Source organism: Aetokthonos hydrillicola CCALA 1050 (assembly GCF_017591665.1).
In the GTDB taxonomy this organism is placed as follows: domain Bacteria; phylum Cyanobacteriota; class Cyanobacteriia; order Cyanobacteriales; family Nostocaceae; genus Aetokthonos; species Aetokthonos hydrillicola.
Genome location: NZ_JAAKGC010000017.1, coordinates 48,063 through 73,454 on the forward strand (window position 1 = coordinate 48,063; position 25,392 = coordinate 73,454).

The window sequence follows — 25,392 nt, forward strand, 5'->3', positions numbered from 1 at the left end:
TGTATCTTTGTGAATCTAACAGCAGGGAACAAAGGAGTCACAGATGTTGTATGAAACCTTAGGGTTTTATTTAACGGATATTTTTCATGTTGCTTTAACAACTCTGAATCTAAATATCATTGGTATTCTATTATTAATTCTTTGCTTATCGGCTGTTTTGTTCTACTGCTACGGAATTTATGCTGCGATCGCCTTTCGCCGTTGTGATCCTATAAACCCAGATTTCCACCCGCCAGTCACCATCCTCAAGCCAATTTGTGGCCTAGACAGCGATACCTATAAAAATTTAGCATCGTTTTGCCGACAGGATTACCCAGATTACCAAATAATCTTTTGCGTCCGTGAGTCTCAAGATCCTGGAATAGCAGTAGTCAAGCAGATTATACAGGAATTTCCAAAACTCGATATTCACCTAGTAGTTAGCGATCGCACCATCGGTACAAACTTTAAAGTGAGTAATCTAGAAAATGGTATACAAGCTGCAAAACATGAAATCTTGCTAATTGCTGATAGTGATATTCGAGTCGGATCTGATTACTTACAAAGAGTTGTCCAACCATTACACGATTCTAGCGTCGGAGTCGTCACCTGTTTGTACCGTACAATAGCACAAGGATGGGTAACGACCTTAGAAGCTATTGGAACCGCTACAGACTTTCATGCAAGCGTCTTAGTCAGTAACCAACTGCAAGGTATCAAGTTTGCTTTTGGTTCCACCATAGTGATCCGTAAAGAAGTGCTTCAGAAGATCGGTGGATTTGGCGCGATCGCGGATTATTTAGCAGATGATTATCAACTCGGTTATCTACCAGCACAAGCAGGGTATAAAGTCTTGCTTTCCAACTATATTGTTGAACACGTACTAGCACCGAGCACAATTATTAATGCTATCAACCACCAGAGTAGGTGGATACGTTGTGTTCGAGTTTCTCGCCCTTGGGGTTACGTGGGACTGATTTTTACATATGGAACCGTTACTAGCTTGTTATTGCTAATAACAACAGGTGGATCAATACTAAGCTGGATTGTGCTAATCATAACTTGGATAGCACGATTAATAGTGGGCTGGGTTGTTGGTGTTAAAATTCTCAATGATCCGGTTGCTAAAAAATATCTTTGGCTTATTCCTATAAGAGATTTAATCAGCTTTGCAATTTGGTGCTATGGATTTTTTGGTACCACAGTTGAGTGGCGTGGGAGACGACTGAGATTGACTAAAGAAGGGAAATTAGTCCCAATATAATTTTTCCTCTATCATTGATACTTAAAAAAGTAAAAAATTTCTTCCTTGGGACAGGCAAATACTGTTACCAATTTCCAACTCATAGCTATTTTTATTTCAGGGTGTAGTTATTACAAATAAGAAACTCCCACGCATCACTTTACTGAGCGAGATTGATTTATATGGGGCATCATTTGTTATCTTCTGTTTTCTTGGCACTTTCATCCAATGTTGATAACTTTGCTATAGGTATTGCCTATGGGGTCAAGAGAATAAAAATAGGTATATCAGGTAACTTTATTATTGCCATATTCTCCAGCCTAGGCACCTATTGTTCTATGTCGATAGGAGCAATTCTAGCTAAATTTTTATCTCACAATTTAGCTAATCTCTTAGGTTCTGGTGCTTTGGTAGCGATTGGAATCTGGGGTATATGGGATGCCATAATAACAGAAAGAAAAGAAAAGAGAAGAAAAAATAAATCTTCTGTTAACGAACTTTCCTACACAACCTTTATTAACGAGCCAGAAAGAGCAGATTTGGATAAATCTCGGCTCATTGATGTTAGAGAATCTCTAACCTTAGCGTTCGCTTTAACAATCAATAATATAGCCGGTGGGGTAGGAGCAGGTCTATCTGGTGTAAATATTTTTATTACTACTTACCTTACATTTGTACTTAGTATAACAGCAATCTTTTTTGGATACTTTTTAGGTGCAAGGTTCACAGCCCAAATGTCTGGAAAAATCACAGGAATTTTATCAGGATGTTTAATAATATGTATTGGAATATATGAATATTTTAGCTTAATCCGACAGAAGCCCCACGTCTGAATCCGGTACTCCGGATCAGCGTGGGATGAATGACGGGCGGTGAGGAAGACACCCGTGACCAAAGTTGACTACTACTCAACCAGGGAAAGGGGTGGAGGGCAGAATCGCCAAACTATGCACGGACACATAGACCACTTCTCCTTCTAATGGGCTGAACTTTGTTGACGTTAACAACCTTATTCGCAACACTCTTGTAGTTGGCTAACTTAACGCCAGATCCTAAGTTTTGCATTCCAACGACTCGATAAACATTATTTTCAAACATCACGTAATCATTGGGGTTGTAACGGTAACGTTGCTTTTTGATGCGTCGTTGACCCTTGGAGACTTTTAATCCCCGATAAACTCTCAAGTTTTCTCCGGTTAAGTTTTTGTTGCGGGTACGTCTACCAGAATTCAAGATAGAACCACCAACTTTTTCTCCTGTACGTTTATCGATGTATTTAGCGTCGTAAAACTGTTCCATTGACCTTTTATGACGACGAATTTGTTCAATCATCAAAGGTTCTATTCTTTGCTGAGTCTCACCTCCAGCAATAATAAAAGCATCATTGTGGTGACTTTTTTCGAGTTTCAATTCAACCCGAGTAAAGTCTGTTTCGTAGCCGAAAGCTTGTTTTGCGCCAAGATCCTCAAGTATTCGCTTGTAGATCGTAGACATGAAAGTTTCTGCTTTAAATGACTTAACTTTTGGTTGCCATCCGTGCAAAAGCTTTCCTTTTTTGTGATTGGGTGAGCTATGACACTTGTCACAAAGAGTAATTAAGTTGCTGGGTCTATTGCTTCTATCTGCGGGATTCTTCCAATAGCCAATATGGTGAACTTGAAGAACTTTGTCAGCCAGATTATTTTTGCAATCAGGGTTTTGGCACTTGTACCCGTCGCGATGACGAATGTAGTTTGTTAAGTTTCTGTATCCTAGCTGTTCTCCTTGTTGGTATCCTTCCCCTTGAATGTCAGGGTTTTTGATTTTCTGAATATCAAACTTTGCTGTTTCTACCGTTATCTTGGTGATAGGTAGCCTAGATTTGACACGTTCTACAAACCGCAAATGGGTATCTAGTTTGTGTTGAATTGATGGGGCTAACCAGCCATCATTACGTTTACGATTGTCAAACCGTTTAGCGCGATGGCGTAACAAGCAGCGACGGGTTCTACGATATTTCTGTTTTTCAGTGATGCGCTCTGACACCCCGTCTAAAAGTTCTACCTCTCCACCAATCAACTCCTCTTTTTCTGTAATAGCGCTAAACCCAACATGTTTATAGCCAGCGTCGATCCCTAACGAAATAGGTTGCTTGTAGCCACTACTGCCGTAAATCAACTGAATCGTAAACGGATCTCTTCCTACAATCTTGGCTTTACCTGATTGTAAAAGAATTCGCGCTTTTCTTGGCGTTGTTGGCATTAACGGTTGTCCGTGTTTATTGATAACTAATACGAGCATGTTTTTTGTTTGAACTAGTAATGAGTTCGACCCTTGCGGGTGGTGTCCTTTGCCAATGTTTAACCAGGTTTTACGTTAAAGACACTTCCCCTCTACCTGTAGGAATGTTTAATCTTAACCGTATTGTCGCGGAGCTAGAACGCGGGTCGCTAACCCTATACCCCGGAGTACCTATATATTCTGCTTAAACGTAGTAGTCCTTGCATATTGGACTACTGAAGCTAATGACGCGCTTCTAAATTTCTTCAGAAGCCCAGACTTACCCCGCAGGGGAAGTGTGTGGAGTCGTCACTTGAAATTTATCAGAATGCAGGAGTCAGAATTCATCCTCCTGACTCCTGACTCCTGACTCCTGTATTCTATTTATTACAAGTCATTTACTTAGCTAGTCCCACCACACTTCCCATAGAACGCGCCCAATTTTGGGGTTCCATAGCATCCATTACTGCACTTGGTTCATAACCACAGTGAACCATGCAATCTGCACATTTGGGGTTACCACTAGCATGACCGTATTTGCTCCAGTCAGTATCTTGCAAAAGCTCCTTAAAGGTAGCGTAATGACCTTCATTTAGCAAATAACAGGGTTTTTGCCAACCGAGAACACTATAACTAGGGCTACCCCAAGGTGTACAATCATAATCCTTCTCACCGGTGAGAAAATCTAAAAATAGAGGACTGTGATTGAAGTTCCAATTTTTCTTACCAGCTTTGAAAGGTGATAAAATTTCTCGGAAAAGGGCTCGTGTCTGCTCACGTTTCAAAAAATGGTCTTGATCTGGTGCCCATTCATAACTGTAACCAGGGGAAACTGTTATACCATCTGTATTAAGAGTTCCGAGGAAGTCAAAGAATTCCTGCATTTTTTTCGTATCAACGCCCTGGAAGACTGTGGTGTTAGTAACAACACGAAAACCTTTAGCTTTAGCAGCACGAATAGCTTTAACTGCAATATCAAAGACACCTTTACGATCAACACACTGATCATGCCATTCCCTCCACCCATCTAAATGGACGTTAAAAGTCAGGTAAGGAGAAGGTTCAAATTTATCTAAACTTTTTTCTAATAACAAGCCATTCGTACATAGATAAATTATCTTTTTCCGCTTAACTAATCCCCGAACAATTTCATCAATTTGTGGATGCAGCAGCGGTTCTCCTCCAGGAATTGAAACAACAGGTGCACCGCACTCTTCTACTGCTGCAAAGCACTCTTCAGGTGTTAAGTTCTTTTTCAGAATTTCTGTTGGGTGCTGAATTTTTCCACAACCATTACAAGCCAGATTACAGCGAAATAGTGGTTCCAACATCAAGATTAAAGGAAAGCGTTTACGTCCCAAAAGACGCTGCGTAACCAAATATTTCCCGACTTCTAAAGCTTGTTGAAATTGAATTGCCATTCTCTTTTATCACTCCTCTTTTAATCAGTTGTTGTTAGTTATGGGTGAGATTCTCCATCAATCACTAATTGCTAACAACTTCCTTTACATACCCGTGAGACACAAACCAATCTACAGCATCTCGAAGTGCTGTTTTCAAAGAGGATTGGGGTAGACCCAACTCTCTTACCGCTTTTGATGCATCATAATACATTGGGTGCTCAGCCATGCGGACGCCATCTAGGGGCACAGAAGGCAGTTTACCAATTGGCGCGAGGATTTTTTCATCAATCCACGCGACGGTGAGGGGTAACCAACTAGGTACAGTTCGTTGGGGAGCCTTCAAACCCGTTATGTGAGCAAGTTCATCGAGTAATTCTTTTAGAGTCCAGTTTTTATGACCTAGGATGTAGCGATCGCCGGACTTTCCATGTTGCAAAGCCAGCAAATGTCCCCACGCCACATCCCTTACATCAATAAAATTTAGTCCTGTATCCATATAAGCGGGCATTTTCCGTCGCAAAAATCGCAAGATAATATCCCCTGTAGGGGTAGGTTTAATATCACCTGGACCAATTGGACTACTCGGATTAACTACAACCACCTCCTGACCACCACGAGCTGCTTGCAAAGCTTCTTGCTCAGCTAAATACTTAGACTTCTTATAGTGCCCTACAAGTTCCTCTATTGGGCTTTGATAAGTTTCATCTACAACCATACCTGATGCACCCGTACCAATTGCTGCTACCGAACTCGTGTAAACAGTGCGCTCAATGCCTGCTTTCTTAGCACATAACAACACGTTGCGCGTCCCTAATACATTGTGACGATAAAGCACCTGTTGATCTTTCTGCCAAAGGGAATAATGAGCAGCAACATGAAACAGGTATTGACAATCTACCATATGTTGCCATAAATCAGAGTCATTTAAGTCACCTTGTACGAGTTCGATCTGCGTAGCCTGTAAGTTATCTAGTCGGCTGCTTTTACGTGCCAAGGCTTTTACAGTGTACCCCTCTTGCAGTAATAACTGTACTATATGACCACCGATAAAACCCGTACCACCAGTGACAAAAACTTTTTTCGATTTTGAAGTACTCATTTTTTTCGTGGAAACCAATCATCCAGAATAGTGTAGATTACTGGCACCACGATCAAGCTGAGGACAGTCGAACTAACTAACCCTCCAGCTATTGCTACAGCCATAGGCGATCGCAACTCGGAACCTGCCCCTAAACCCAATGCTATGGGCACCATCCCTAAAATAGTAGCGGCGGTTGTCATCATGATCGGTCGCAGTCGAACTGGAGCTGCCTTTAAAATAGCTTCTGTACGATTCAATCCCGATTTGCGCAATTGATTGATATAGTCGACAAGCAAAATTGCATTTTTATTACTTAAGCCCAGTAAAAACACAAAACCGATCAACGAGATCATCCCAAAGTCGCTCTTAGTCACCAGCAGGGACAGCATTGCCCCTACCAATGCTAAAGGCAAAGATATCACAATAACTAAAGGATCGATCCAACTTTTAAATAACCCAATTAATACAGCAAGAATACACAATACTGATAGACACAAGGTCGTACCAAAACTACTGAAAACATCGCTACTGCGACCAGAGTCTCCTCCTAAATCCAACGACACGCCAGGAGGCAAAACTGCTTTAGCTTCAGCTACTAATTTATCAGTAGCATTACCCAAGGATATATCTTTTCCTAAGTTTGCGCTCACATAGACTACCCGTTGATTGTTGTGACGGTCGATCTCAACAACGTTTGCTTGTGAGTTAGCTACGCCTGTAACTGTCACATCAGCGAATCCAGGCATTTTTGTAATACGTGCTTTGATTGCATTTGCTGCTTTGCTCAAAGAGTTCAGATCATTTCCTTTTAAAGCAATTTGAAGGGGTTTTTGACCGCCAGAATCATCTACGAATTGAATATCTTCCACACTGGTGGTTACCCCAGCAAGAGAAGGTAAAGATGACCGTAACTTGTCTTGTACTTCTGAAGTCTTGATTTTACGGTCATTTTTCAACTTCACATATAGCTTGCCCTTATTCGGTTCACCCTGGCGAGAACCCACGATCGTAAATACTGTTTCTACTTCAGGTGACTTTCTGACGACTTCCTCTAGCTTCTTGGCGACTTGAAGAGAATCTTCCAGAGGGTTAATTGAGGGTTGCGATTGTAAATTCTCTTGTTGTTGAAAATTAGGCAAGGGAGCCGAATAAACAATGTTGAACTCTCCTCTATCTAATTTAGGAATAAACCCTTTGGGGATCAGCGGGATCAGCCCTATACCGGCAACAAAGCTAAGGACAGCTAATGCTACAACTATCTTGCGATGACTAAGAGACCATTTTAGTAAGTGTCGGTAAAATAGATTAAAGCCTTGATTTAAATTTTCTTTTTTATCTTTGTGACTATGACGAGATGATTTAGGTCTGATCCAGTGGATAGCTAAAACTGGCGATAAAGTACGAGCAACCAACAAAGAAGTGAGCATCGCTGCGGAAACAGTGATACCAAAAGGCTTGAAGAATTGACCAATTACCCCACCCATCAAACCTATCGGCAGAAAGACAGCTACTGCTGTAAACGTTGCGGCTGTAACTGTTAATCCAATCTCATTGGTAGCCGTAAGGGCAGCTTGTCGAGGCTTTTCTCCGTCTTCAACGTGCCTTATAATATTTTCTACATCAACGATCGCATCGTCAATAATGATCCCAATTACCAAAGCTAAAGCTAACAGAGTGATTGTTTCTAGGTTAAAACCATAGATAGCCATCACAATGAAGGTTCCCAGAAGAGATGTCGGGATCGCTAGCGCAGAAATGAAGGTAGCTTGCCAGTTTCTCAGAAAAGGAAAAATGACTATTACTGACAGAGCGATCGCTTCAATCAGAGCGTCTATTGTGGATTGAGTCGCTTTACGGATGTACTCTGCTTGAGTTGCGGCTAAGCTTAAGCGAACATCTGGCAGCGTAGACTGCAATTTTTGGACTTGTTGTTCAACTTTACTAACTACATCTAGGGTGTTAGCATCACCCCGTTTAATAACTTGAAAAGCTAAAGCGTCTCTACCATTGAATCGTATTAACGTCGCTCCCTCTTGTGGGACGGTAGGACTTGATGCTATCTGCTGATTAGATGCGCTTTCATCTCCTAACAAATCAACTTTAAGTACTCCTGGTAGTTTTTTGATTGGTGATAGAATTTGGTCTTGAACTAACTTGGTCAGTTCAGTTAAATTGCGTGAGGAGCTTTCTACCACATAGCTGATCGCGGCTGATTCATTTAAGTTTAAAGGAATAATTTTGAAGGCTGCCCCGTTTGTCAGTTTTAAGAGCTTGATTGCTCTTTTGACTTTTTGGGTTGATTCCTCCAAGTTAGTCCCTACAGCAAAAGACAGACTAACAGCAGTCTGTCCAGGATACGTGGAGGAGTTAATTTCCTCAAGTCCTTCTATGGAGTGAAGCTGCTGTTCTATTGGTTTCGTAAGCTTTGTCTCGGTATCCAGAGCGGTTGTCAGTGGTGCTGTAGCGTTTACGACTACGACTGGAAAGGTAATATCTGGAAACAAAGCATACTTCAGGGAGCTGAAAGCCAAAACCCCAGCCACTGCGACTGCAATCCAAAAACTGAGCGTCAGCCAGGAATATTGAATAGCTAATCTAGAAATATTAAACCGCTCTCTTACGGATATAGGGCGCTTAGGCTTTACCATCATGGGGTATAATTATTACTAACTTTCAATTGTATGATTTATTGGCTGCTTTCGCAGGTTATCCGGGATACTATTGAGGGTGTCTTGATGCACAGTAGTTGAATTACTAGTTGTCTAGTATTCCCTGAGAATTGCGGAAAAATAACACGAGTAACGCTCAGTGCTGCTTTTATCTTAGAACAATTAATACAACACTTTTAAGCTATATTTACATATAGTTATAGATTATATTTTTGGCGCTTGTGTTCCTGCTAAAGATTGAGATTATTAATACAAAACAGTGTAATCAGCGTAGCTTCGCCATTGCAAGGGTTAATACCAATAGCACAAGTTTGTATTTTTCACTCTGGCTGAGATGTTAATTAATTCTTAATTAAGAAAACATTTTTGTTATAAAGTGTGTAATTTCTAGAAATTAGCTTAACTCTTCCCTAATGTGTGATATGAATGCATGATTTTAATTTGGTTTCAACAATTTTGGTTTGTAAAGGGGTAGAGTACAAGGCTGTATGTCGCGGATTGAACCGTGCTACAAGCTCTAGATTACCTTCGGTTACACCGATTCCCGTTGGTATTAAGTCTACAACTAGATACCTGGCAACATGGCAACAGAGTGGACAGTTTTTAAATTATCCACAGCCTAGCGTGTTAGTCATGGGTCTTTGTGGTGGTTTGAATCCCCGCTACCAAGTAGGCGATATTGTTTTGTATCAGAATTGTGTGTACGACGCAAATGGAACTTATGAGTCGCAACGTTGCAACTACTCTTTATCAGAGTTACTTAACTCCCGTCTGCAAAAACAGGTTCCGATTGTGAAGGCGTTGACGAGCGATCGCGTTGTTTCCTCAGCAGCAGAAAAAAGTGACTTATTTCAGAGATCGGGGGCTGATGTTGTCGATATGGAAGGGTTTGCTATCTCAGAATTCTTTAAACAAGCTGGGGTTCCAGTAACAATGCTGCGAGTGGTAAGCGACGATTGCCACCACGATCTTCCTAACTTTACCTCAGCGCTGAGTCCCGACGGTTCACTTCAACCTTTACCAGTAGCCATAGCAATGCTGCGACAGCCAATAGCTGCTACTCGACTAATTCGGGGTTCACTGGGAGGATTACGAGTTTTGGAGCAAGTAACAACTTTATTATTTTCAAGATAATTTTCCGCTTTACAGTAAAATTATCTAAGATTCAAGAAAAATTCACAAACCCAGGTAGAATTTCCGGCATGACCGCCTTTCGATTTTAATCGATTGATGCGGGATCAACAGCGAATTCTAAATCATCGGTGCTAATGGCTTCTGCATTTTTTGAGGGTACTAGTGTACTAATATCCTCAGTTCTGGTGTGCGTTTACCGTGAACTTTTAACCAGAAAAATTCCCATGAACCGCCTAACAAAGACCCTTTTATGTAGCTTGCTGGCGCTAAGCACTGCTATGCCGGCTGCTGCTGGTAACTCAGCGGATAATCGTTACACAGAAACCCGCTTTGTAGCTAATAAAGCATCCTACAAACCCGAAACAGTCGATCCCAAATTAATAAACGCTTGGGGTATTGCCATTCGCCCTGCAGGTGCAGGTGGACATTTCTGGGTTGGGGGAAAAAATATAAGCTTCGAGTATGTCGGTGATGTTCAAGCTTCTTCTGATCCCACGTTGCGCAGGCTGACCACTGATCCCCAACTCACCTATGTTAGCTTACCCGTTGGCGGCGATGATAACACTGCCACTGGCGTAGTGTTCAGCGACAGCACGAACAACTTTGTCATTACCCAACAAGTAAAAAACGCCGCACCGATCACTGCACCAGCTAAGTTTCTGTTTGCTAGTGATGGTGGTATTATCTCTGCCTGGACAGAACGCAAAAAGATTGATGGTACGTTTGATAGACCCCTAGAAGCTGTAGCAGTGATTGATCAATCTAAGGACGGCGCGCAGTTTTTTGGACTGGCTGTCAACAAAGATTACAGCCGCCTCTATGCTGCTGACTTTGGGGCGCACCCTGGGATCAAAGTCTTTGATGGTCAGTTCAAACCTTTACCTATTTACTTCGAGCAGCCGTTTGATACCAACAAAAACGGTCAGGTTGATCCTGGTGAATACGCGCCATTTAACATTCAAGCATTGACCACACCCCAAGGAGAAAGCCACCTCTTTATCACCTACGCGAAAACGCAAGCATGTCCCAAAGAGGAAATTGCTAAGGGTACTTGTGCCAAAGGGGAGTTATTCGCAGGTGAAGAAGACACCAGCAAACCAGGACAGGGTCGCCTTGCCGAATTCACCGAAGATGGTAGGCTAGTTGCAGTATGGAAAGATGGTGGCCGCTTAAGTGCACCGTGGGGTGTTGCGTTCGCACCGAATGATTTTGGTGCTCTCTCAGGTATGCTGTTGGTTGGTAACTTTGGTGATGGTCACATCTCAGCATTTGACCCCACAACCCGCCAGTTCCGAGAATTTATGCGCAATGAAAAAGGCAGACCAGTAAAAATAGACAAACTCTGGGGTCTGTTATTTGGTAATGGTCAGAGCTTAGGGGATTCAAACGCTCTTTATTTCTCTGCTGGTCCTAACGATGAACAGGATGGTCTGTTCGGTAGCCTGCGAGTGGCATCGAAAAGGTGGTAGTACCGCTTTGCGAAAGTCAAAAGTCAAAAGTCAAAAGTGTTATATATCAAGGCTTTTGGCTGTTTGAAATGGTCTACTTATTTCTGCTGAGGTGTAGTAGTACAACTAAAATTAATTGCCTTGTTTCATTATTGGAGCAATTCAGTACATTTGTACTATAATTAAAAGGCAGATTCAGTTTGTCAGGTATTGCATCTTCATTACAAAAGACCTTCATGCTTCAGTCGGTTAAAGAGGAAAGATATGACTGAATTTCCTCTTTGACCTTTTTACTTTGGTAAGTCTCAAGAGTACGGAGTTCCATCTTTGTGCGTTAACGCCCAGCCATTAGCGGTAGCCTTGGCAACTAAGTCATCATCGGGATAGTTTACTTGATCATCAGGAGTTCTATCGCCGACTTCTAAGTAAATTACCGGAGAACTAGATTTATTTACTAGATGATGTCCGTCTTCTTCCCCAGCAGGAAAACCCGCCATCATTCCTGCTTGAAGAGTTTGCTCTCCTATATTTGTAATCAGAGTAGCTTCGCCCTCAATAATATATATAAATTCATCTTGACGAGTATGCCAATGCCTGAGAGCAGAACAACTTCCAGGGGCTAAGGTGACTAAATTAACACCGAAGTTTTTAATTCCGGCTGCATTTCCTAAAGCTTTTTTGATTCTTCCGTGTATCAAGTGCTGAAATTCTTTTGGATAAACTGTAGTCGTGCGACTGGGTACATTTTCAGGATTAATTATCATTGTCGAACTCCTTCTTTGACCGATTGCGACGAAACATCCAATCAAGTGCTTATTATCAAGTTTAGGGTTTGGCGATCGCATCTTATGTCAGTATGTAAAGTTTTGTTTACTAGCCTTCTATGAAGCTTGCTTTCTTAATGAAAATATCTTTCAATAATTTCTTAATGCTAGTATTTATCAACTAAATATTGAGCGGGACAACAAAATCACAAAATACTCATGAAATCAAAACAGCCTGTTTTTGGTCCATTGTTGGCATGTGCGGACACAGGGTTGCTGACAGAGGGTACTAAAAATGATAAAGTATCTCAACTGAAGTTGGTCAAAGTACACCATCCATCAACACCACCGTAGACTCTACTCGACACAGACATCTAAAAACTAAATTCTGTGCTGTTGAACCGATTAAAAAGATTTAGCAGCCCAGGAAGACACAGATTCCAACCTAGAATACTCAAACGTTAATAGTGCAGTCATCAACATCATAAACAGCGCTTTCTCAAGAAGTTGTACCAATACTGCGTAGGTTTTGAGCCGGGAAATTTATTTCCCGGCTCAAAGCTCAAACCCATTTTAATGGGTTAAAAGATTACCCAGTGAGCTTTTAGCTCCATGCCAGCTAAAGGGCCCGAACTTTAGTTCAGGGCGAATTTTCGGGCAAAACCTACGCAGTATTGGAAGTAGTACAAGTGACCAGAGTCAAGACAAGTTTGGTTCTGGTGAATACGGATATGAATAGGCATCTAAACGACAGATGTCACAAGTTTGACATCTTGCACCCCAGCTGAATTAGCCCCATATCCCGCCCAGAACTTAAGTTCCGGGCTAATAGCTTAAGTCCATTGAAATGGACTCAAATCCTTTCTCAGTCCTGTTGAGAGGACTTTAGCTATCAGCCAGCGATTTAAATCGCTGGCTGGCTGACAGCCCAAGTGCAAGATATCACAAGTCGTAAATCCAAGTTAGGCAATAGCTTTATCACTACCTCATAGTAGGCTTTCTCAAGCCTTAATGAGAATTATTCTGCTTAATTGTCGGAGTTGTCCGGCAACTAGGATTTTGCATTGATGTCTTTTTTGTAGATCATCCTCAAGATGATCTAGACGATACGTGCTGGTTCAATACTGCTCGGTTAAGCCAAAAACTTAAATCTAATGTAGGTTGGGTTGAGGAACGAAACCCAACATTTATCGGCATTTGTTGGGTAACGCTTATGCGCTCTACCCAACCTACAATTTTCCAAAACCCGTGCAGTATTGCGTGCTGACTATACAGAAGTAATTTCAAAGCTGCATTGAATCTCAAAAATGTGCTTGATGACAAAAATTTTGAGGTGTCATCAGGTCAAACACTCATAGCTCCTATTGCACCTTTTACGGTGTGACAAACAATTTCGTGGATTTTTAGCAAATTTCTTAAGGTGACATTGCTCGTGAACTCTAAGAGCTTCCGTAATTTCGTATTCATCCTGCATCGCTTTTTTGGGTTAACTGTAGGACTGATAATGATCGTTGTTGGTGTAACCGGTAGCTTGTTAGTTTTTCAGAATGAGATTAGCTATCAGTTAGAACATCGCTTATATGGACATATTGCTCCCCAAGAGCAACAAGTTACCCCAGATTCTGTCTTGAATGCTGTAAAAGCAGCTCATATCTCACAAAAAGATCTGACGTTGGATCGGCTTTATATACCTTCTGAGCCAGGTTCCTTCTATAAAGTGTCGCTGCTTTCATCAAATAATCAGCGCATAGAAGATCTCATCAATCCTTACACAGGAATTATTGTCGGAGAAAGCGTCTGGGACAATACCCTGTTTGGTATCACTGCCAAACTCCACCAAGCACTCCTAGCAGGGAATACTGGAACCATCATTGTCGGAATTGGCGCTCTTGTACTCTTTATCCTATGCGTGACTGGCATTATTTTGTGGCCTGGGTGGCGCAAGCTCGATACTGGATTTAAAATCAAATGGAACGCTCATCCTAAACGGATGAACTTTGATATTCACAAAGTCGCTGGCATTGCGTGTGGCGTGTTTCTTGCCTTGACTAGCTTTACAGGCTTTTGCTGGAACTTTCGCAGTTTTGCCGACAGTATGATCCACATAGCGACATTTACACCTCAGCAACCCAAGCCTGTTTCTCACCCCATCGCGAATAAGTCCCCTTTAGAATTGTCAACACTCCTACAGAAAGCTGATGCTGCCTTGCCATTTGCTCTTACAACAACAATCTACCTTCCCCATAAACCAGAAGAAGCGTTTAAAGTTCGGAAAAAGCTACCTCGAGAAACTGGGACTTTCGGTTCAAGTTATGTCTACCTTGATCAATATACTGGTGAGGTAGTGAAACTGATAAATGGTCTAAGGTTATCACGGGCAGAACTTCTTTGGAAATCATTGAAACCATTGCACATGGGCACTTTTGGGGGCTTACCCACTCGTATTCTCTACATTTTTGTTGGATTTGCGCCTTTGTTTCTTTTCGTCACAGGCTTTCGGATGTGGTGGTATCGCAAGAAAGGGAAAAATGCCACTCATTGGGGTTGAGGATTTATTGAGATTGAGTGCTAGGGTGATTTACGGAAATAAATATACCACCGCCGTTGGTTTCGGCTTCGCTCAACCAACTGAGAGATCGCGAGTTGAGCGAAGCCGAAACTCGCATTTCCCAGGTATTTTCTTTCTTGGAAATCACCTAGATAGTTGCGGTCTCTAGAGAGTACTTACTATCTCATAGATTTTTTAATGAAAAAGACTTTCATTAACTGAGATTTTAGTGTAAACTTCTTTTCTAGAGTAATTGAACAATATTCCTAACTAGGTCAAAAAGTAGAATGACATTAACTTCATACAAGCCCATTGTCAGTGCAGCAAGAATTCGTCAAACTCTCCTTTATGGAGGTACTCTCCCTTCTTATACCAATTCAGTTAAATGTTGATACACATTAAACATTTGTGAGGGCGTAGCCTCCGGCTTCTCGCAGAGTATGCCATTCGCCCCTACATACCTTATTTGTATCAAGCTTTTCGTGAAATGCTATTAGGCTAAGATTGGGCAGAGCCTAAAAGACGACAATCTTTGCTATTCTCGTGGTTCTACTACAGTTGGGACATATATTCTCTTAGCTAAAGCAATGTACTTTGGTGGTTTGTGCGGCTCAAATCTTGAGAACGTACACTTCATTGCCTGAATCCAGATTCTGCAATCATCCTTGGCTATCTAATATCGTGGTGCTGTTGGTAAAAGCTGGATCAAAATTATCGAGTTAAATTGATAATTTAGTGCAATAAGTCTGGTAGTATTGTTTTAACTTATTGAGTATAACTAGCAATTAATATTTATTTGCTGCGACTCATATTCCTATTAAGGCGCTCAAATACTCTAGCGACAAAGCTTTAAAGCTGCTCCTTCCTTGTTCTCCTTATCCTCCTTGTTCGCCTTTCGTCGCGGAAACAATGCTCCTTACTGCTTCCAATCCTCACACAAAGAAAACTAATCTCAATCAACATCAATACTTGCAAGAACATGCTTAAATTGAATCTTCGTAAAATTGGTTTTGCTATGGCAGCTCTAACTATTGCCGGAATAGCTACTTCTAGCCCAGCCCTAGCTGAGTCTGCCTATGTTATTACTGACCTTGGTAGCCTCAATTCTGATAGCACCGACATTCGCGCCAACGCAATCAACAACTATGGTCAGATTGTTTGCAGAGAAGTGGGATCAGACAAAGCTATAAGAGGTTTTGTCTGGGATAGCGGAAAGATCACACAATTACCCGAACTCAATTATGTTGATGCTGTCGGGAGATCCATCAATGACAGAGGTGCCATAGCAGGTACTGTAGACACTGTTATCGGAGCAGATCAAGAGCAGGGTTTTATCTGGTCAAAAAATGCTTCTAGAGGTTACAGCGGAGCATATTACGGCGAGCCAAATATCTTGGAAAAATATTTCCGTGACATCAATAACAAGAACCAAGTGGCTGGTGAGTACGTAGATGCTCGAACAGTTCCAGGCGTCCCTAGTGTTCCAGGTTTTCCTGTTCCTAGACCATCCCGTGCTTTTTACTGGGCAAACGGTGTCACTCAGGAATTACCAACATTGGGAGGTATTATTGGCGCTGCGAGAGCCATCAATGACAAAAGTGAATTGGTTGGTAATGTTGCAACTGGTTCTGGTCAAACGACAGTAACGGCGGTTCTCTGGCGAAAAGACCAAAATGGAAAATTCATCCTGCAAAATTTGGGGACATTTGGTGGACAGCAAAGCTTTGCTTTGAACATCAATAATGCTAGCCAGGTGGTTGGTCAGTATCTCCCTGAAGCCAATAAATCAGTCCCCTTTCTCTGGGAAAACGGTAAAGAGACTGACTTGGGGAGCCTTGGTGGTAGCACTGGTAACGCTCTAAGTATCAACAATCTAACTCAGATAGTTGGTTTTTCAAACACGCAACCCAATCCAACCACAGGTCAAGAAGTTCCTCATGCTTTTATTTGGGAAAATGGTCAGATGTCCGACCTCAACAATCTCATAGTTGGAGGTTCTGGTTGGGAACTGACGCAGGCGACAGGAATTAATGATCGTGGAGAAATTGTCGGTTATGGCTCATACACTAATGAGCTTGGACAAAAGCAAACACGAGCTTTTCTTTTGCAACCTGTATCTGATGGAACAGGAACATTGAACAACCGCAAATACCGAACACGGTAGTCTCAATATATTTCCCATTGAAGAGATTCTTGACCCTGAGTGTTGTTTTCGAGTTTTGAAGTTGATAGGAAATACCTGCATTAGTGGGGATATAGCTGGAAACTCCAAAACTTAACCTTAATTTGTTCGCGCAACATAGTTAAGTACTTTGTCATGCCTGCTGTTATACCAATATCGCAGGCATCTATCAGAATGAGTTGATACAAAGCTACAGAGCCGAAGGCGATCGCGAAGTGCAGATCGCATTCATTTTTCGGTCGACTGTCACAGATAAGCTAAAAACTTAAATTTAATGTAGGTTGGGTTGAGGAACGAAACCCAACATTTATAGGGGTTTGTTGGGTTTCGCTACCGCTCTACCCAACCTACAATTCTCGTCAAACGAGCAGTATTGGAACCGAAGGGCGATTGCGTAAACGGCATTCATTTGTCGGTTTACTCACACAATTTAAATCAATCATAAGTCTTTTCGATGGCAGAGTAGTTCTTTCATTTCACTTAAAAAATCTTAATATTTTCGCCAAAAAATTCGAGTCGATACTATCAGACAAAAGGTAAAAAAGAAAAAGAGTAAGGTACGAAACAGATAAAGTATAAAGAGATACTAAATAATTTTCCCAACTCTGCAGGCTACACGAAAACCAAAAGCGTAGAGGTCGTTGAGTGTCGCCCGAACGTTATTGATACGAGACGCAGAACGGCAGTTTTCAGGAACGTTGATCCAGGAACCACCCCGCAGTACAGCTCTTCCTTGTCTTTGATAAAGATCATTATTATAAAACCAGGGGCTACCGTCTGTTGGCGCTCTATTATAGTTATCGTGCCAATCATCAAGGCACCATTCCCACACATTCCCATGCATATCGTATAACCCAAAGGCATTAGCTACGCCAAAGCTTCCTACAACTGTAGTTTCTTCTCGATAGATACCTTTGGCTCCTCGACCATAAGAACCTGACCATTTATATTCTTCGTTATCTGTACCTCGGTAATTTGCTAAATCAGTTGTGATTGTTTCGCCAAAGTGAAATGGGGTGTTAGTTCCAGCCCGACAAGAATATTCCCACTCAGCTTCGCTGGGTAGCCGGTATTGTGTTTTAGCATAGGAGGACAAGCGATGCTCGTTTACAAGCCGCGTAACGCGATCGCAAAACTCAACTGCGTCGTGCCAAGAAACTTGTTCAACAGGAAGGTTATCACCTTTGAAGTAAGAAGGATCTGCTTTTAAGTCACGGTTAACTTTGGGTAATGCTGCTACAGCTTTCCATTGCGCTTGGGTTACGGGATATTTCCCCATACAGAAGGGGCTAATGATTACTTGGTGTTGAGGGCGTTCATCATCGGTGCTACCTTCTTCCGTTTCAGATGCACCCATAACGAAGGTACCACCATTGATCAGCACCATTTCTAGTTTGATTCCATTACCCAAGTCTTCTAAATAGTGTTTGGCTGTTTTTTGTATCTGGGTTATAACTATTTTTGGCATCTATTACGACTTGCGTTTGCGTTACTTTCTTGATTGGTTGGTTGTCAATTCGGGGACTTTCCAAGCTTAGATTTGAAAAAAAATTTAGATCGCTTCGCTACACTAAATAAGTATAAAAAAACAAAGGCAAAGTAGGAAAGATCTAAAGTATAAAGGGCTACAGAAGAATCTTCACGACCCCGCAGGCTACACGAAAACCAATATTGCTGACGATGAAGTCGCGCTCCACCCTATCACTGACGTTGCGGAACGCGGAACGGCAGTATTTAGGATTGAAGCTCCAGGAACCGCCCCGCAGTACGGCTGTTCTTCGTTTTTCATAAAGGTTATTATTATCATCAAACCAAGGGCTACCATCTGTTGGCGCTCCATTATAGTCATCGTGCCAATCATCAAGACACCATTCCCACACATTCCCATGCATATCGTATAACCCAAATGCATTAGCTACGCCAAAGCCTCCCACAACTGTAGTTTCTTTTCGATATGTTCCTTCCACACCAGTATCGTAAATGTAGTTAGCATTATAGTTTGCTAATTCTGATGTGATTGTTTCACCAAAATGAAATGGGGTAGTAGTTCCAGCCCGACAAGCATATTCCCATTCGGCTTCACTGGGTAGGCGATAGGTTTGGCCTATATGTTGGGAGAGGCGCTCGCAAAACTCAACTGCATCGTACCAAGATACTCGCTCAACGGGTCGATTTTCTCCTTCAAAACGGGACGGGTTTAGTTCTAGTTTTCGGTTAACTTCCGGAAGAGACGCTACTGCTTGCCATTGTGCTTGAGTGACTGGGTATTTGCTCAAGAAGAAAGATTTAATTGTAACTTCATGTTGAGGGCTTTCAGTCTCACTTCTCTCAAGTTCATTTATTGGTGAACCCATAATAAAACTGCCTTCAGGAATAGCAACCATTTCTAGTAAAACACCATTCCCTAAATCTTCAATAAAATACTGAGATTGCTGAGTCCGCTTGTTGATCGCCAATTCTTTTTTTCGTCTCAACAAGCCTGAGTGTTTCAGTTCAATGGTGGCTACTTCAAATTCAAAGTTTTGCGATTCTATTTCATCAGGTTCAAAAATGATGGTAGCAACTGTAAATTCAAAATCACTAAATTCTTTTGCTGCATCCAGTTCTAGAGTCCCAAACTTGCGCTCTATTTCCTGGACAAATTCAGAATAACGCCCGCCTTTGCGCTTGAGTACTTCCGCCGTTACAATTGCAAAGGGACGGCTATACTCAACTTTTGCTTCATCCTCACTTTGAGTCCAAATTTTCAGGATAGCGATAAATTCTTCTAGGGATTTTTGAAATTTCTTTTCAATATAGTTAGATAAAACGCTGACAGTTTCGGGAACTGGGGCTGATTCTAACAACAAAGAACGGATTTTTGGATCAACAAAACGATACTCTACTTCATCAGGTTTTTGTCCAATTTTGGGCGCTTCCTTAGGCTTTAAAATCCCTCCCAGCAAAACTTCTGCTACATTCACTTGCATAGATTTAGGTAACAGAGTTTCTTGAATTAACCGAATGACAGGTAAGCTAATAGTTGGGGAGGCTGCTAGTAATGAAGCCAATCGTCTAGCCATAGGAGAAGATGCAACCCGAAATCGCTGTAACTGTTGCTCTGGTGTATACTGAGTTACTGACTCGACTGATCTTGGTGGTATTATGGGGCGATGATCTAGCCGGAAAATATACCCTGGTACAATAACATTTCCTCTACCAGCTACCATTTGGCTCCAAGTGAAAATCATTGCTGGTTTTAAACAAAAAACAGGTACTTTCACCTCGTTCTTTTGAGTATTTGCTTCTGTATCTTCTATTGCTACGCGACGAATTGACGACAGTTCGCGATTAGATACCCCAGGTGATGCTGCATAAAAGTGTGCCATTGCAGCTTGTTTTAAGGCAGTTCTTACCCATAACCACTCTGGTAGCATTTGTAAAATCGCCATTGGGTTCTCATCTGCCCAAAGCTTAAGAGTTGGTAATACTTTTTTTGTTTGCCAAATAGAACCAACACAATCTGTAATCAAGAGTATCAATCGCCTACCGCTAGGATCAATTAATTCTTGAGGCGATCGCAATTGCTTTGTTACCGTCATCCCAAAACCAGGACGAATTCCTACTTTACCGTCTTCGTTAGTCAATAATCCCCAAATCCGCACATCCCGAAATGCGCCATAGTTCCTCAGTAGTTTTTGTAGTTCTAAAACTGTTGGTTGCCACATTAACATAGAGGTGCTTTCGTCTACCACCAATGCTAAATCTAACCAAGGCTCTAAAACAGGTTGAGTTACAGCTTGCCAAACTCGTTCTTCTGCAATTTTTTGCGCAGTTTTATTTTCATCTAGCGTAGCGTCGTATTTCGATGGAACTCTTTGAATCAAAGGACGAAGGGAACGCGCGAGTTCAAGAGCATTCCGAATAGAAGGCGGGTTTGGCACTTTGAAAGGGAAAGTTTTTAACTCATTCCCAGTTTGGGAAGTAGATTGAGGTTCTTTATTAAACAACCCTGCTTGTGGAATGGGCGGAGACGGTATAGACTGATTATTTAGCTGCTGTGTTGTGACTGTGACATTCTCCGACTTTTCATTATCATCGATAATTTGTGGTTTTGAAGGTTCGAGCGATTTAGAAGAAGATGGTATTCCACCAGTAGATTGTTGTCTAATTAATGTCAGCCAAAAAATATCTAAAATCTCATCTGCTGTGAGATTGAATTCTTCTTTTAATGTAGTAATTAATGATTCGATCATTAACCACCTACTCCGCGCTCTAAAGAATTAAATAGCAGTTCTGTTATGCGTTTTTTATCAGCGCTTTGGGTTAGCAGATAAATAGTATTCAAAAGTTGGTCTGTTGCTAAATTTCCTTCTTCGGTCTCATTCTTGTCTGCAAATTCTGCGATGATGGCTTTAAACTGCTCAACAGCTTCTAAACCTAAATGTGATTCAACAATCTCTTGTAAATCTTCTTGTGTTGGTTCTGGCATTTGTACTTGTACACAACGCCGCAAAAATGCAGGGGGGAAGTCGCGCTCTCCATTACTGGTCATAATAATTAAGGGAAAGGCTTGACATTGAACTTTTCCCTCATATATCTTTACTTCTAAGCCATCATAAGACTGCACAATTTGCACCTTGTTATTTTGTTGCTCTTGATTGCGCTGTTTGGCTAGGCGTTCAAGTTCGCGAATTGGATATTTACCCTCTTCCAATAGGTTAAGTAAATCATTTGGGAGATTGATATCGCTTTTGTCGATTTCGTCTATTAATAATACCCGTGGAAATTGACAAGGTAAAAAGGCTGTTCCTAGCGGGCCAAGTTGGATATACTGCCCAATATCACGATAGCTAAGATTTTGTGGATCAGTTTGGCTGAGTTGGGCATCTTGTAAGCGAGCGATCGCGTCATATTGATATAATCCCTCTTGTAGGTTAGAGCGAGTTGTAATCGGCCAAAGTAAAACGGAACCTAGTTTAAGTTCATAGGCGATCGCGTAAGCTAGAGTAGTTTTTCCTGATCCTGGTTTACCAGTCACCAATAATGGTCTACGTAAGTAAAGCGCAGCATTTACCGCATCCACAACTTCACTTTGATTCTGACGGATTTTAAAGTTTTTTCCTCTTTCAATATCCTGTACTTTCCCTTGAGCGATTTTCTGTAACTCCTCCCAGTATTCTCCTTCGTAAATTGGTTGGTTCTGCTTAGAGACACCAGAGAATTTGCGCCAACCAGGAGCTTCAATTTCTAGTAATCGTTGAATATCATCATGTGGATCTTGGTTTCCGTGAAAAATTTTCCAATCACTCATTTCATCCCTCACCCACTTCACTCGCTTAAAGGAATAGCTTCTGGTAAAGGAATTTCTCCTCCCCAACGATCTGATTCATACATAATTCCTAAATGATATCCTAAAAATTGCTCAGGAGAATCTTTACAATTTGCCTCCTCACGCTTTTGCTTAATTCCTTCCATAAGCGACTGCGGATAACCTAAAGAGTTTAATTTCAAAAGACAATTTAACTCATCCATAATTTGAACTCCAGTAATTTCGCTGCACCTTGTCCAGATGGCAACAGGAATTCCTCCTAGTACTATTCCCCTAAATAAATCTTCTCGTAATTTTTTAGATGCTGGTAACGAATCACTTAATTTTAAGCCTACTTTGTTTTTAAGTTGAAAAGCTATTTCTTTAGAATTACGGTATTTTATTTTTTCCCAGCATTCAAAGTGAATGTCCTGATGATTGCTGCTTTCTTCAAGCAGCATTTTAATTCTTTGCCAACATTCTTCTAATCGATTCCATAGTTCAACATCACTCAGACGGTCATAGGAGCGAACTACTAATTTATAAGTTTCACCTATAGTTATCCAATCTTGTAACTTCAGTATTTTAAAATTTTCTATATCTTCATGCAAAGATTCTAAAGGTAGAAAAAACTCTATTGTTAAGGTATGAGTTTTATATCCTAATTCCTTTTGTTTGAGAGTCAGTGTTTTTTCAGCTATTCCGATAAAATCAAAAATTGCCTGCGGAGCTTGTTGATTCGCTGTCTTCTTTAAGGAAACTATAACTCCTTTTTGAGATTGTTCATCAGGTAAATCCAGGGTAATTATAGGAATTTCTGGTAATTCAAGATAAGCATTTAAATGAAATTTACTTAACTCATTAGTTGGGGCAACTGTAATTATCAAGTAACCCTCGAGCCTACTATTTTTAGTAAGACCATGGCTAGTCTTTGGCAGGCTAATTTTATGTACTTCTTTAACTTTATTAATCCAGCTAATCAAATCTTTGCAAATCTGATAATTACTAATTTCACGGGATAATTTCTCAGCGAATATCAAAACTGATGGGCAGTTATTTGTGTATGGATAACAAATAATTAGTAGCTTTGAGATAAAAAATAGTTTAAGAACTAAATTTGTTTTAGGATTTTCTAAATCTTTAATCTCTTCTGAATTATTGTCTTTTACTCCGTATGGGAGAGCTTGAAACATACACGAGGTTATTAAACCTAAATCTTCGATGTTTTCTACGATAGAGATTAATTCGTAACATAAATCTAGTTTAATAGGAGGATCATCGCAGTATAATATTTTTTCAAAATTGATCTCCAAAAAATTAATTAGCTCATTATTGCCAGGGTTGTTTCTCAAAGAACCTATTAATAGAGCTTCTAACTTATTTTGCGCCTCTGCCCAATTAATAAGATTAAATACTAAATCTTCATAACTATCGCCGGATACAATACTATCCATATTCAGATCTAATTCATCTGATAGCATCATTTTTAATGATGATTTTTTAGGAAATGCATCTATCAATGCTTTTCTAAATTGCTTTTTTTCTTGTCCACTTAAATACATGAGATTTAGTAATCAAAAGGCATCTATACTTTGCGTTCACTTGCAACACAATCTTGAAGATATAAATTTATTAATTCTTCGTAAGACATTCCTTTTGTTTGAGCTATTGACTCAAAATATTTAATTACGTTAATCCCTAAGGGTAAAGTTACTTGTTGCGTCAATTGTTTTACAAAGGGATTCGGGCGGCTTTTCATGGGGGCAAAATCATATTCTTTTTTCATAGCTTTATCCAGGGTAATGTTTACTATCGTTTTTAGTCCTTAATACCAATTTTGTGTGAAGCTGCACATTATTGTTACCCCTCCTAACCTCCCCTTTCCAAGGGGAGGAAAGAAGGCGGTGAGTTTCTTCTATACGTCTTCATATAAAGATCGTATAAGCCTGATTGCTATGTATTATTGTATAATACGAGAACAAAAAATTATTGTAGTGCGGGCATCTTGCCCGCGTTCCATACACCAACTACATATGCAACAGCTTAACAGCTTGACAGCTATACCCCTCCCGAATAAACCCGTCCTTTCCAAGCACCACCGCGCCCTCGCCAATGACGTAACGCCGAATCTAAAGTCATCAAGGTATACAGAAATGCAATAACTGGCAAACTGCAGGCGAACCAAGGAGAACATTTATAAAAGCGGATAATGGGGAAGTAAGCAAATGTCATCAATAACCAGGTTAATAACCCGATAGCTGCAACTGGCCAATTCCCTGTTAAGCTACCTATAATTGTCCCTACAGGTGGAACGATATAAACCAATGTCATCCCAATTAATGTTCCCAGTAGCAGCAATGGAGAATAGTTCAGTTGAGTAAAAGCAGTACGAGCTACCATGCTCCAAATTGTGTCGAGTGTTGGATAGGGACGCAAGCTTTGAGTTAAGTTACTGAGTCCTAGCCAAATACGCCCTCCTGTTGATTTAACACTATTAGCTAAGGAGCAGTCATCAATTAATGCTTGGCGAACAACTTGAATACCACCAATTCTAGCTAAAGCTTCTCTACGAATTAGAATACAACCTCCAGCAGCAGCCGCTGTTGCTTTACTTGGATCATTTACCCAGTGAAAGGGGTAGAGTTTTTGAAAGAAGAAGACGAAGGCTGGAATCAACAGTTGTTCCCAAAAACTTTCACACCTAAGCCTCACCATAACAGAAACAAGATCTAAATCTTGTTCAATGGCTTTAGCAATTAATCGCCGGAGGTTAGCAACATCATGCTTAATATCTGCATCGGCTAGCAAAAAATATTCTGGTTTTTGCGATTTCTCTACCGATCTAATGCCTTGTTCAATTGCCCAGAGTTTACCTGACCAACCAGGTGGTAGTGGTTCAGCATTCACAATATGCAGTTTTTGCTCTAATGCTAAGGCTTGAGCCGTCTCTTTGGCAACCTGAGCGGTGCCATCTGTACTGTGATCATCTACCAAACATACTGTAAAGTTGCCCGGATAGTCTTGGGTGAGGAGCGATCGCAAAGTCATTGGTATCATATCAGCTTCATTGCGAGCAGGAATCACCGCACAAACCGTAGGTAAATCTTTTAGTTCTGTCTCTGTTGTTTCTAGTTGCGGATCGGTTCGCCAAAACTGTCCCCACAAAGTTAGTAAGACTATCCAAATTACTAAGGATAGGGAGCAGAGAAGCAGAGGAGCAGGGGAGCAGGGGAGAAAGATTTTCATGTGTTTTGGTTTACACAGTTTGTGACAGTTAGTTGTATATCGATAATGTAAACTCTTATGTGCTAAAGGTTCCCGGACTTGATTTCTAAAGGTGGAAGAAGACACCGCTATATTTAATCAACGTTAGGTATTCTAACGTTGGAAAC

The 25,392-nt window shown here is 41.0% G+C and carries 19 protein-coding genes; 7 read left to right on the forward strand and 12 right to left on the reverse strand.

Annotation, left to right across the window (positions count from 1 at the left end):
* Window positions 1–43 precede the first annotated feature (43 nt).
* Window positions 44–1,243, forward strand: coding sequence for a bacteriohopanetetrol glucosamine biosynthesis glycosyltransferase HpnI (gene hpnI, locus G4P69_RS11230; RefSeq protein ID WP_208344880.1), 1,200 nt, complete (start codon window positions 44–46; stop codon window positions 1,241–1,243).
* Window positions 1,244–1,404: 161 nt separating this feature from the next.
* Window positions 1,405–2,055: a sporulation membrane protein YtaF gene (ytaF, locus tag G4P69_RS11235; RefSeq protein ID WP_208349814.1), complete on the forward strand. Its 651-nt coding sequence runs from the start codon at window positions 1,405–1,407 to the stop codon at window positions 2,053–2,055.
* A 112-nt stretch (window positions 2,056–2,167) separates the two neighbouring features.
* On the opposite strand, the gene iscB is transcribed toward ytaF, so the two are convergent.
* The 4 genes from iscB to G4P69_RS11255 all read right to left on the reverse strand — a co-directional run bounded on the left by iscB (window position 2,168) and on the right by G4P69_RS11255 (window position 8,613).
* Window positions 2,168–3,502 (reverse strand): RNA-guided endonuclease IscB, encoded by a 1,335-nt coding sequence (gene iscB / locus G4P69_RS11240; protein WP_208344882.1) that lies wholly within the window; start codon window positions 3,500–3,502, stop codon window positions 2,168–2,170.
* Window positions 3,503–3,879: 377 nt separating this feature from the next.
* Window positions 3,880–4,902, reverse strand: coding sequence for an adenosyl-hopene transferase HpnH (hpnH, locus tag G4P69_RS11245; RefSeq protein ID WP_208344883.1), 1,023 nt, complete (start codon window positions 4,900–4,902; stop codon window positions 3,880–3,882).
* A gap of 64 nt (window positions 4,903–4,966) precedes the next feature.
* Window positions 4,967–5,983: a hopanoid-associated sugar epimerase gene (gene hpnA, locus G4P69_RS11250; protein ID WP_208344884.1), complete on the reverse strand. Its 1,017-nt coding sequence runs from the start codon at window positions 5,981–5,983 to the stop codon at window positions 4,967–4,969.
* The gene (locus G4P69_RS11255) at window positions 5,980–8,613 is read right to left on the reverse strand and encodes an efflux RND transporter permease subunit (RefSeq protein WP_208349872.1); all 2,634 of its coding nucleotides are present in this window, start codon (window positions 8,611–8,613) and stop codon (window positions 5,980–5,982) included. Before G4P69_RS11255 ends, hpnA begins: the two co-directional genes overlap by 4 nt.
* Window positions 8,614–9,060: 447 nt before the next feature.
* On the opposite strand from G4P69_RS11255, the gene G4P69_RS11260 reads away from it, so the two are divergent.
* The gene (locus G4P69_RS11260; protein WP_208343288.1) at window positions 9,061–9,768 is read left to right on the forward strand and encodes a 5'-methylthioadenosine/S-adenosylhomocysteine nucleosidase family protein; all 708 of its coding nucleotides are present in this window, start codon (window positions 9,061–9,063) and stop codon (window positions 9,766–9,768) included.
* A gap of 224 nt (window positions 9,769–9,992) precedes the next feature.
* Window positions 9,993–11,237, forward strand: coding sequence for a TIGR03118 family protein (locus G4P69_RS11265; protein WP_208343286.1), 1,245 nt, complete (start codon window positions 9,993–9,995; stop codon window positions 11,235–11,237).
* Between the two features lie 284 nt (window positions 11,238–11,521).
* Here G4P69_RS11265 and G4P69_RS11270 read toward each other — a convergent pair whose 3' ends face one another.
* A complete protein-coding gene (locus G4P69_RS11270; protein WP_208343284.1) occupies window positions 11,522–11,980 on the reverse strand; it encodes a cupin domain-containing protein in 459 nt (152 codons plus the stop codon).
* Window positions 11,981–12,199: 219 nt separating this feature from the next.
* On the opposite strand from G4P69_RS11270, the gene G4P69_RS39915 reads away from it, so the two are divergent.
* Both G4P69_RS39915 and G4P69_RS11275 read left to right on the forward strand, forming a co-directional pair.
* A complete protein-coding gene (locus G4P69_RS39915; RefSeq protein ID WP_279605250.1) occupies window positions 12,200–12,334 on the forward strand; it encodes a hypothetical protein in 135 nt (44 codons plus the stop codon).
* Between the two features lie 1,078 nt (window positions 12,335–13,412).
* Window positions 13,413–14,528 carry a PepSY-associated TM helix domain-containing protein gene (locus G4P69_RS11275; protein ID WP_208343282.1) on the forward strand — a complete coding sequence of 372 codons (1,116 nt, stop codon included), beginning with the start codon at window positions 13,413–13,415 and terminating at the stop codon, window positions 14,526–14,528.
* Window positions 14,529–14,532: 4 nt separating this feature from the next.
* Here G4P69_RS11275 and G4P69_RS11280 read toward each other — a convergent pair whose 3' ends face one another.
* Window positions 14,533–14,676, reverse strand: a complete 144-nt coding sequence (locus tag G4P69_RS11280; protein WP_208349817.1) for a hypothetical protein — start codon at window positions 14,674–14,676, stop codon at window positions 14,533–14,535.
* An 831-nt stretch (window positions 14,677–15,507) separates the two neighbouring features.
* Between G4P69_RS11280 and G4P69_RS11285 the strand changes: the two genes are divergently transcribed.
* Window positions 15,508–16,692 (forward strand): DUF3466 family protein, encoded by a 1,185-nt coding sequence (locus G4P69_RS11285; RefSeq protein WP_208349820.1) that lies wholly within the window; start codon window positions 15,508–15,510, stop codon window positions 16,690–16,692.
* Window positions 16,693–17,296: 604 nt separating this feature from the next.
* Here the strand turns inward: G4P69_RS11285 and G4P69_RS11290 are convergent.
* The 6 genes from G4P69_RS11290 to G4P69_RS11315 all read right to left on the reverse strand — a co-directional run bounded on the left by G4P69_RS11290 (window position 17,297) and on the right by G4P69_RS11315 (window position 25,246).
* Window positions 17,297–18,178, reverse strand: a complete 882-nt coding sequence (locus G4P69_RS11290) for a formylglycine-generating enzyme family protein (protein ID WP_208343278.1) — start codon at window positions 18,176–18,178, stop codon at window positions 17,297–17,299.
* A gap of 157 nt (window positions 18,179–18,335) precedes the next feature.
* Complete coding sequence (locus G4P69_RS39130; protein WP_243902495.1) at window positions 18,336–20,945, reverse strand: formylglycine-generating enzyme family protein; 2,610 nt, start codon at window positions 20,943–20,945, stop codon at window positions 18,336–18,338.
* Entirely contained in the window at window positions 20,945–22,003 is a 1,059-nt protein-coding gene (locus G4P69_RS11300; protein WP_208343276.1) for an AAA family ATPase, read from the reverse strand. Before G4P69_RS11300 ends, G4P69_RS39130 begins: the two co-directional genes overlap by 1 nt.
* A 17-nt stretch (window positions 22,004–22,020) precedes the next feature.
* Window positions 22,021–23,562 carry a VMAP-C domain-containing protein gene (locus G4P69_RS11305; RefSeq protein WP_208343274.1) on the reverse strand — a complete coding sequence of 514 codons (1,542 nt, stop codon included), beginning with the start codon at window positions 23,560–23,562 and terminating at the stop codon, window positions 22,021–22,023.
* A gap of 23 nt (window positions 23,563–23,585) precedes the next feature.
* Window positions 23,586–23,786 (reverse strand): antitoxin, encoded by a 201-nt coding sequence (locus G4P69_RS11310; protein ID WP_208343271.1) that lies wholly within the window; start codon window positions 23,784–23,786, stop codon window positions 23,586–23,588.
* 272 nt (window positions 23,787–24,058) lie between these two features.
* Window positions 24,059–25,246, reverse strand: a complete 1,188-nt coding sequence (locus G4P69_RS11315; protein WP_208343269.1) for a glycosyltransferase — start codon at window positions 25,244–25,246, stop codon at window positions 24,059–24,061.
* Between the last annotated feature and the right edge of the window lie 146 nt (window positions 25,247–25,392).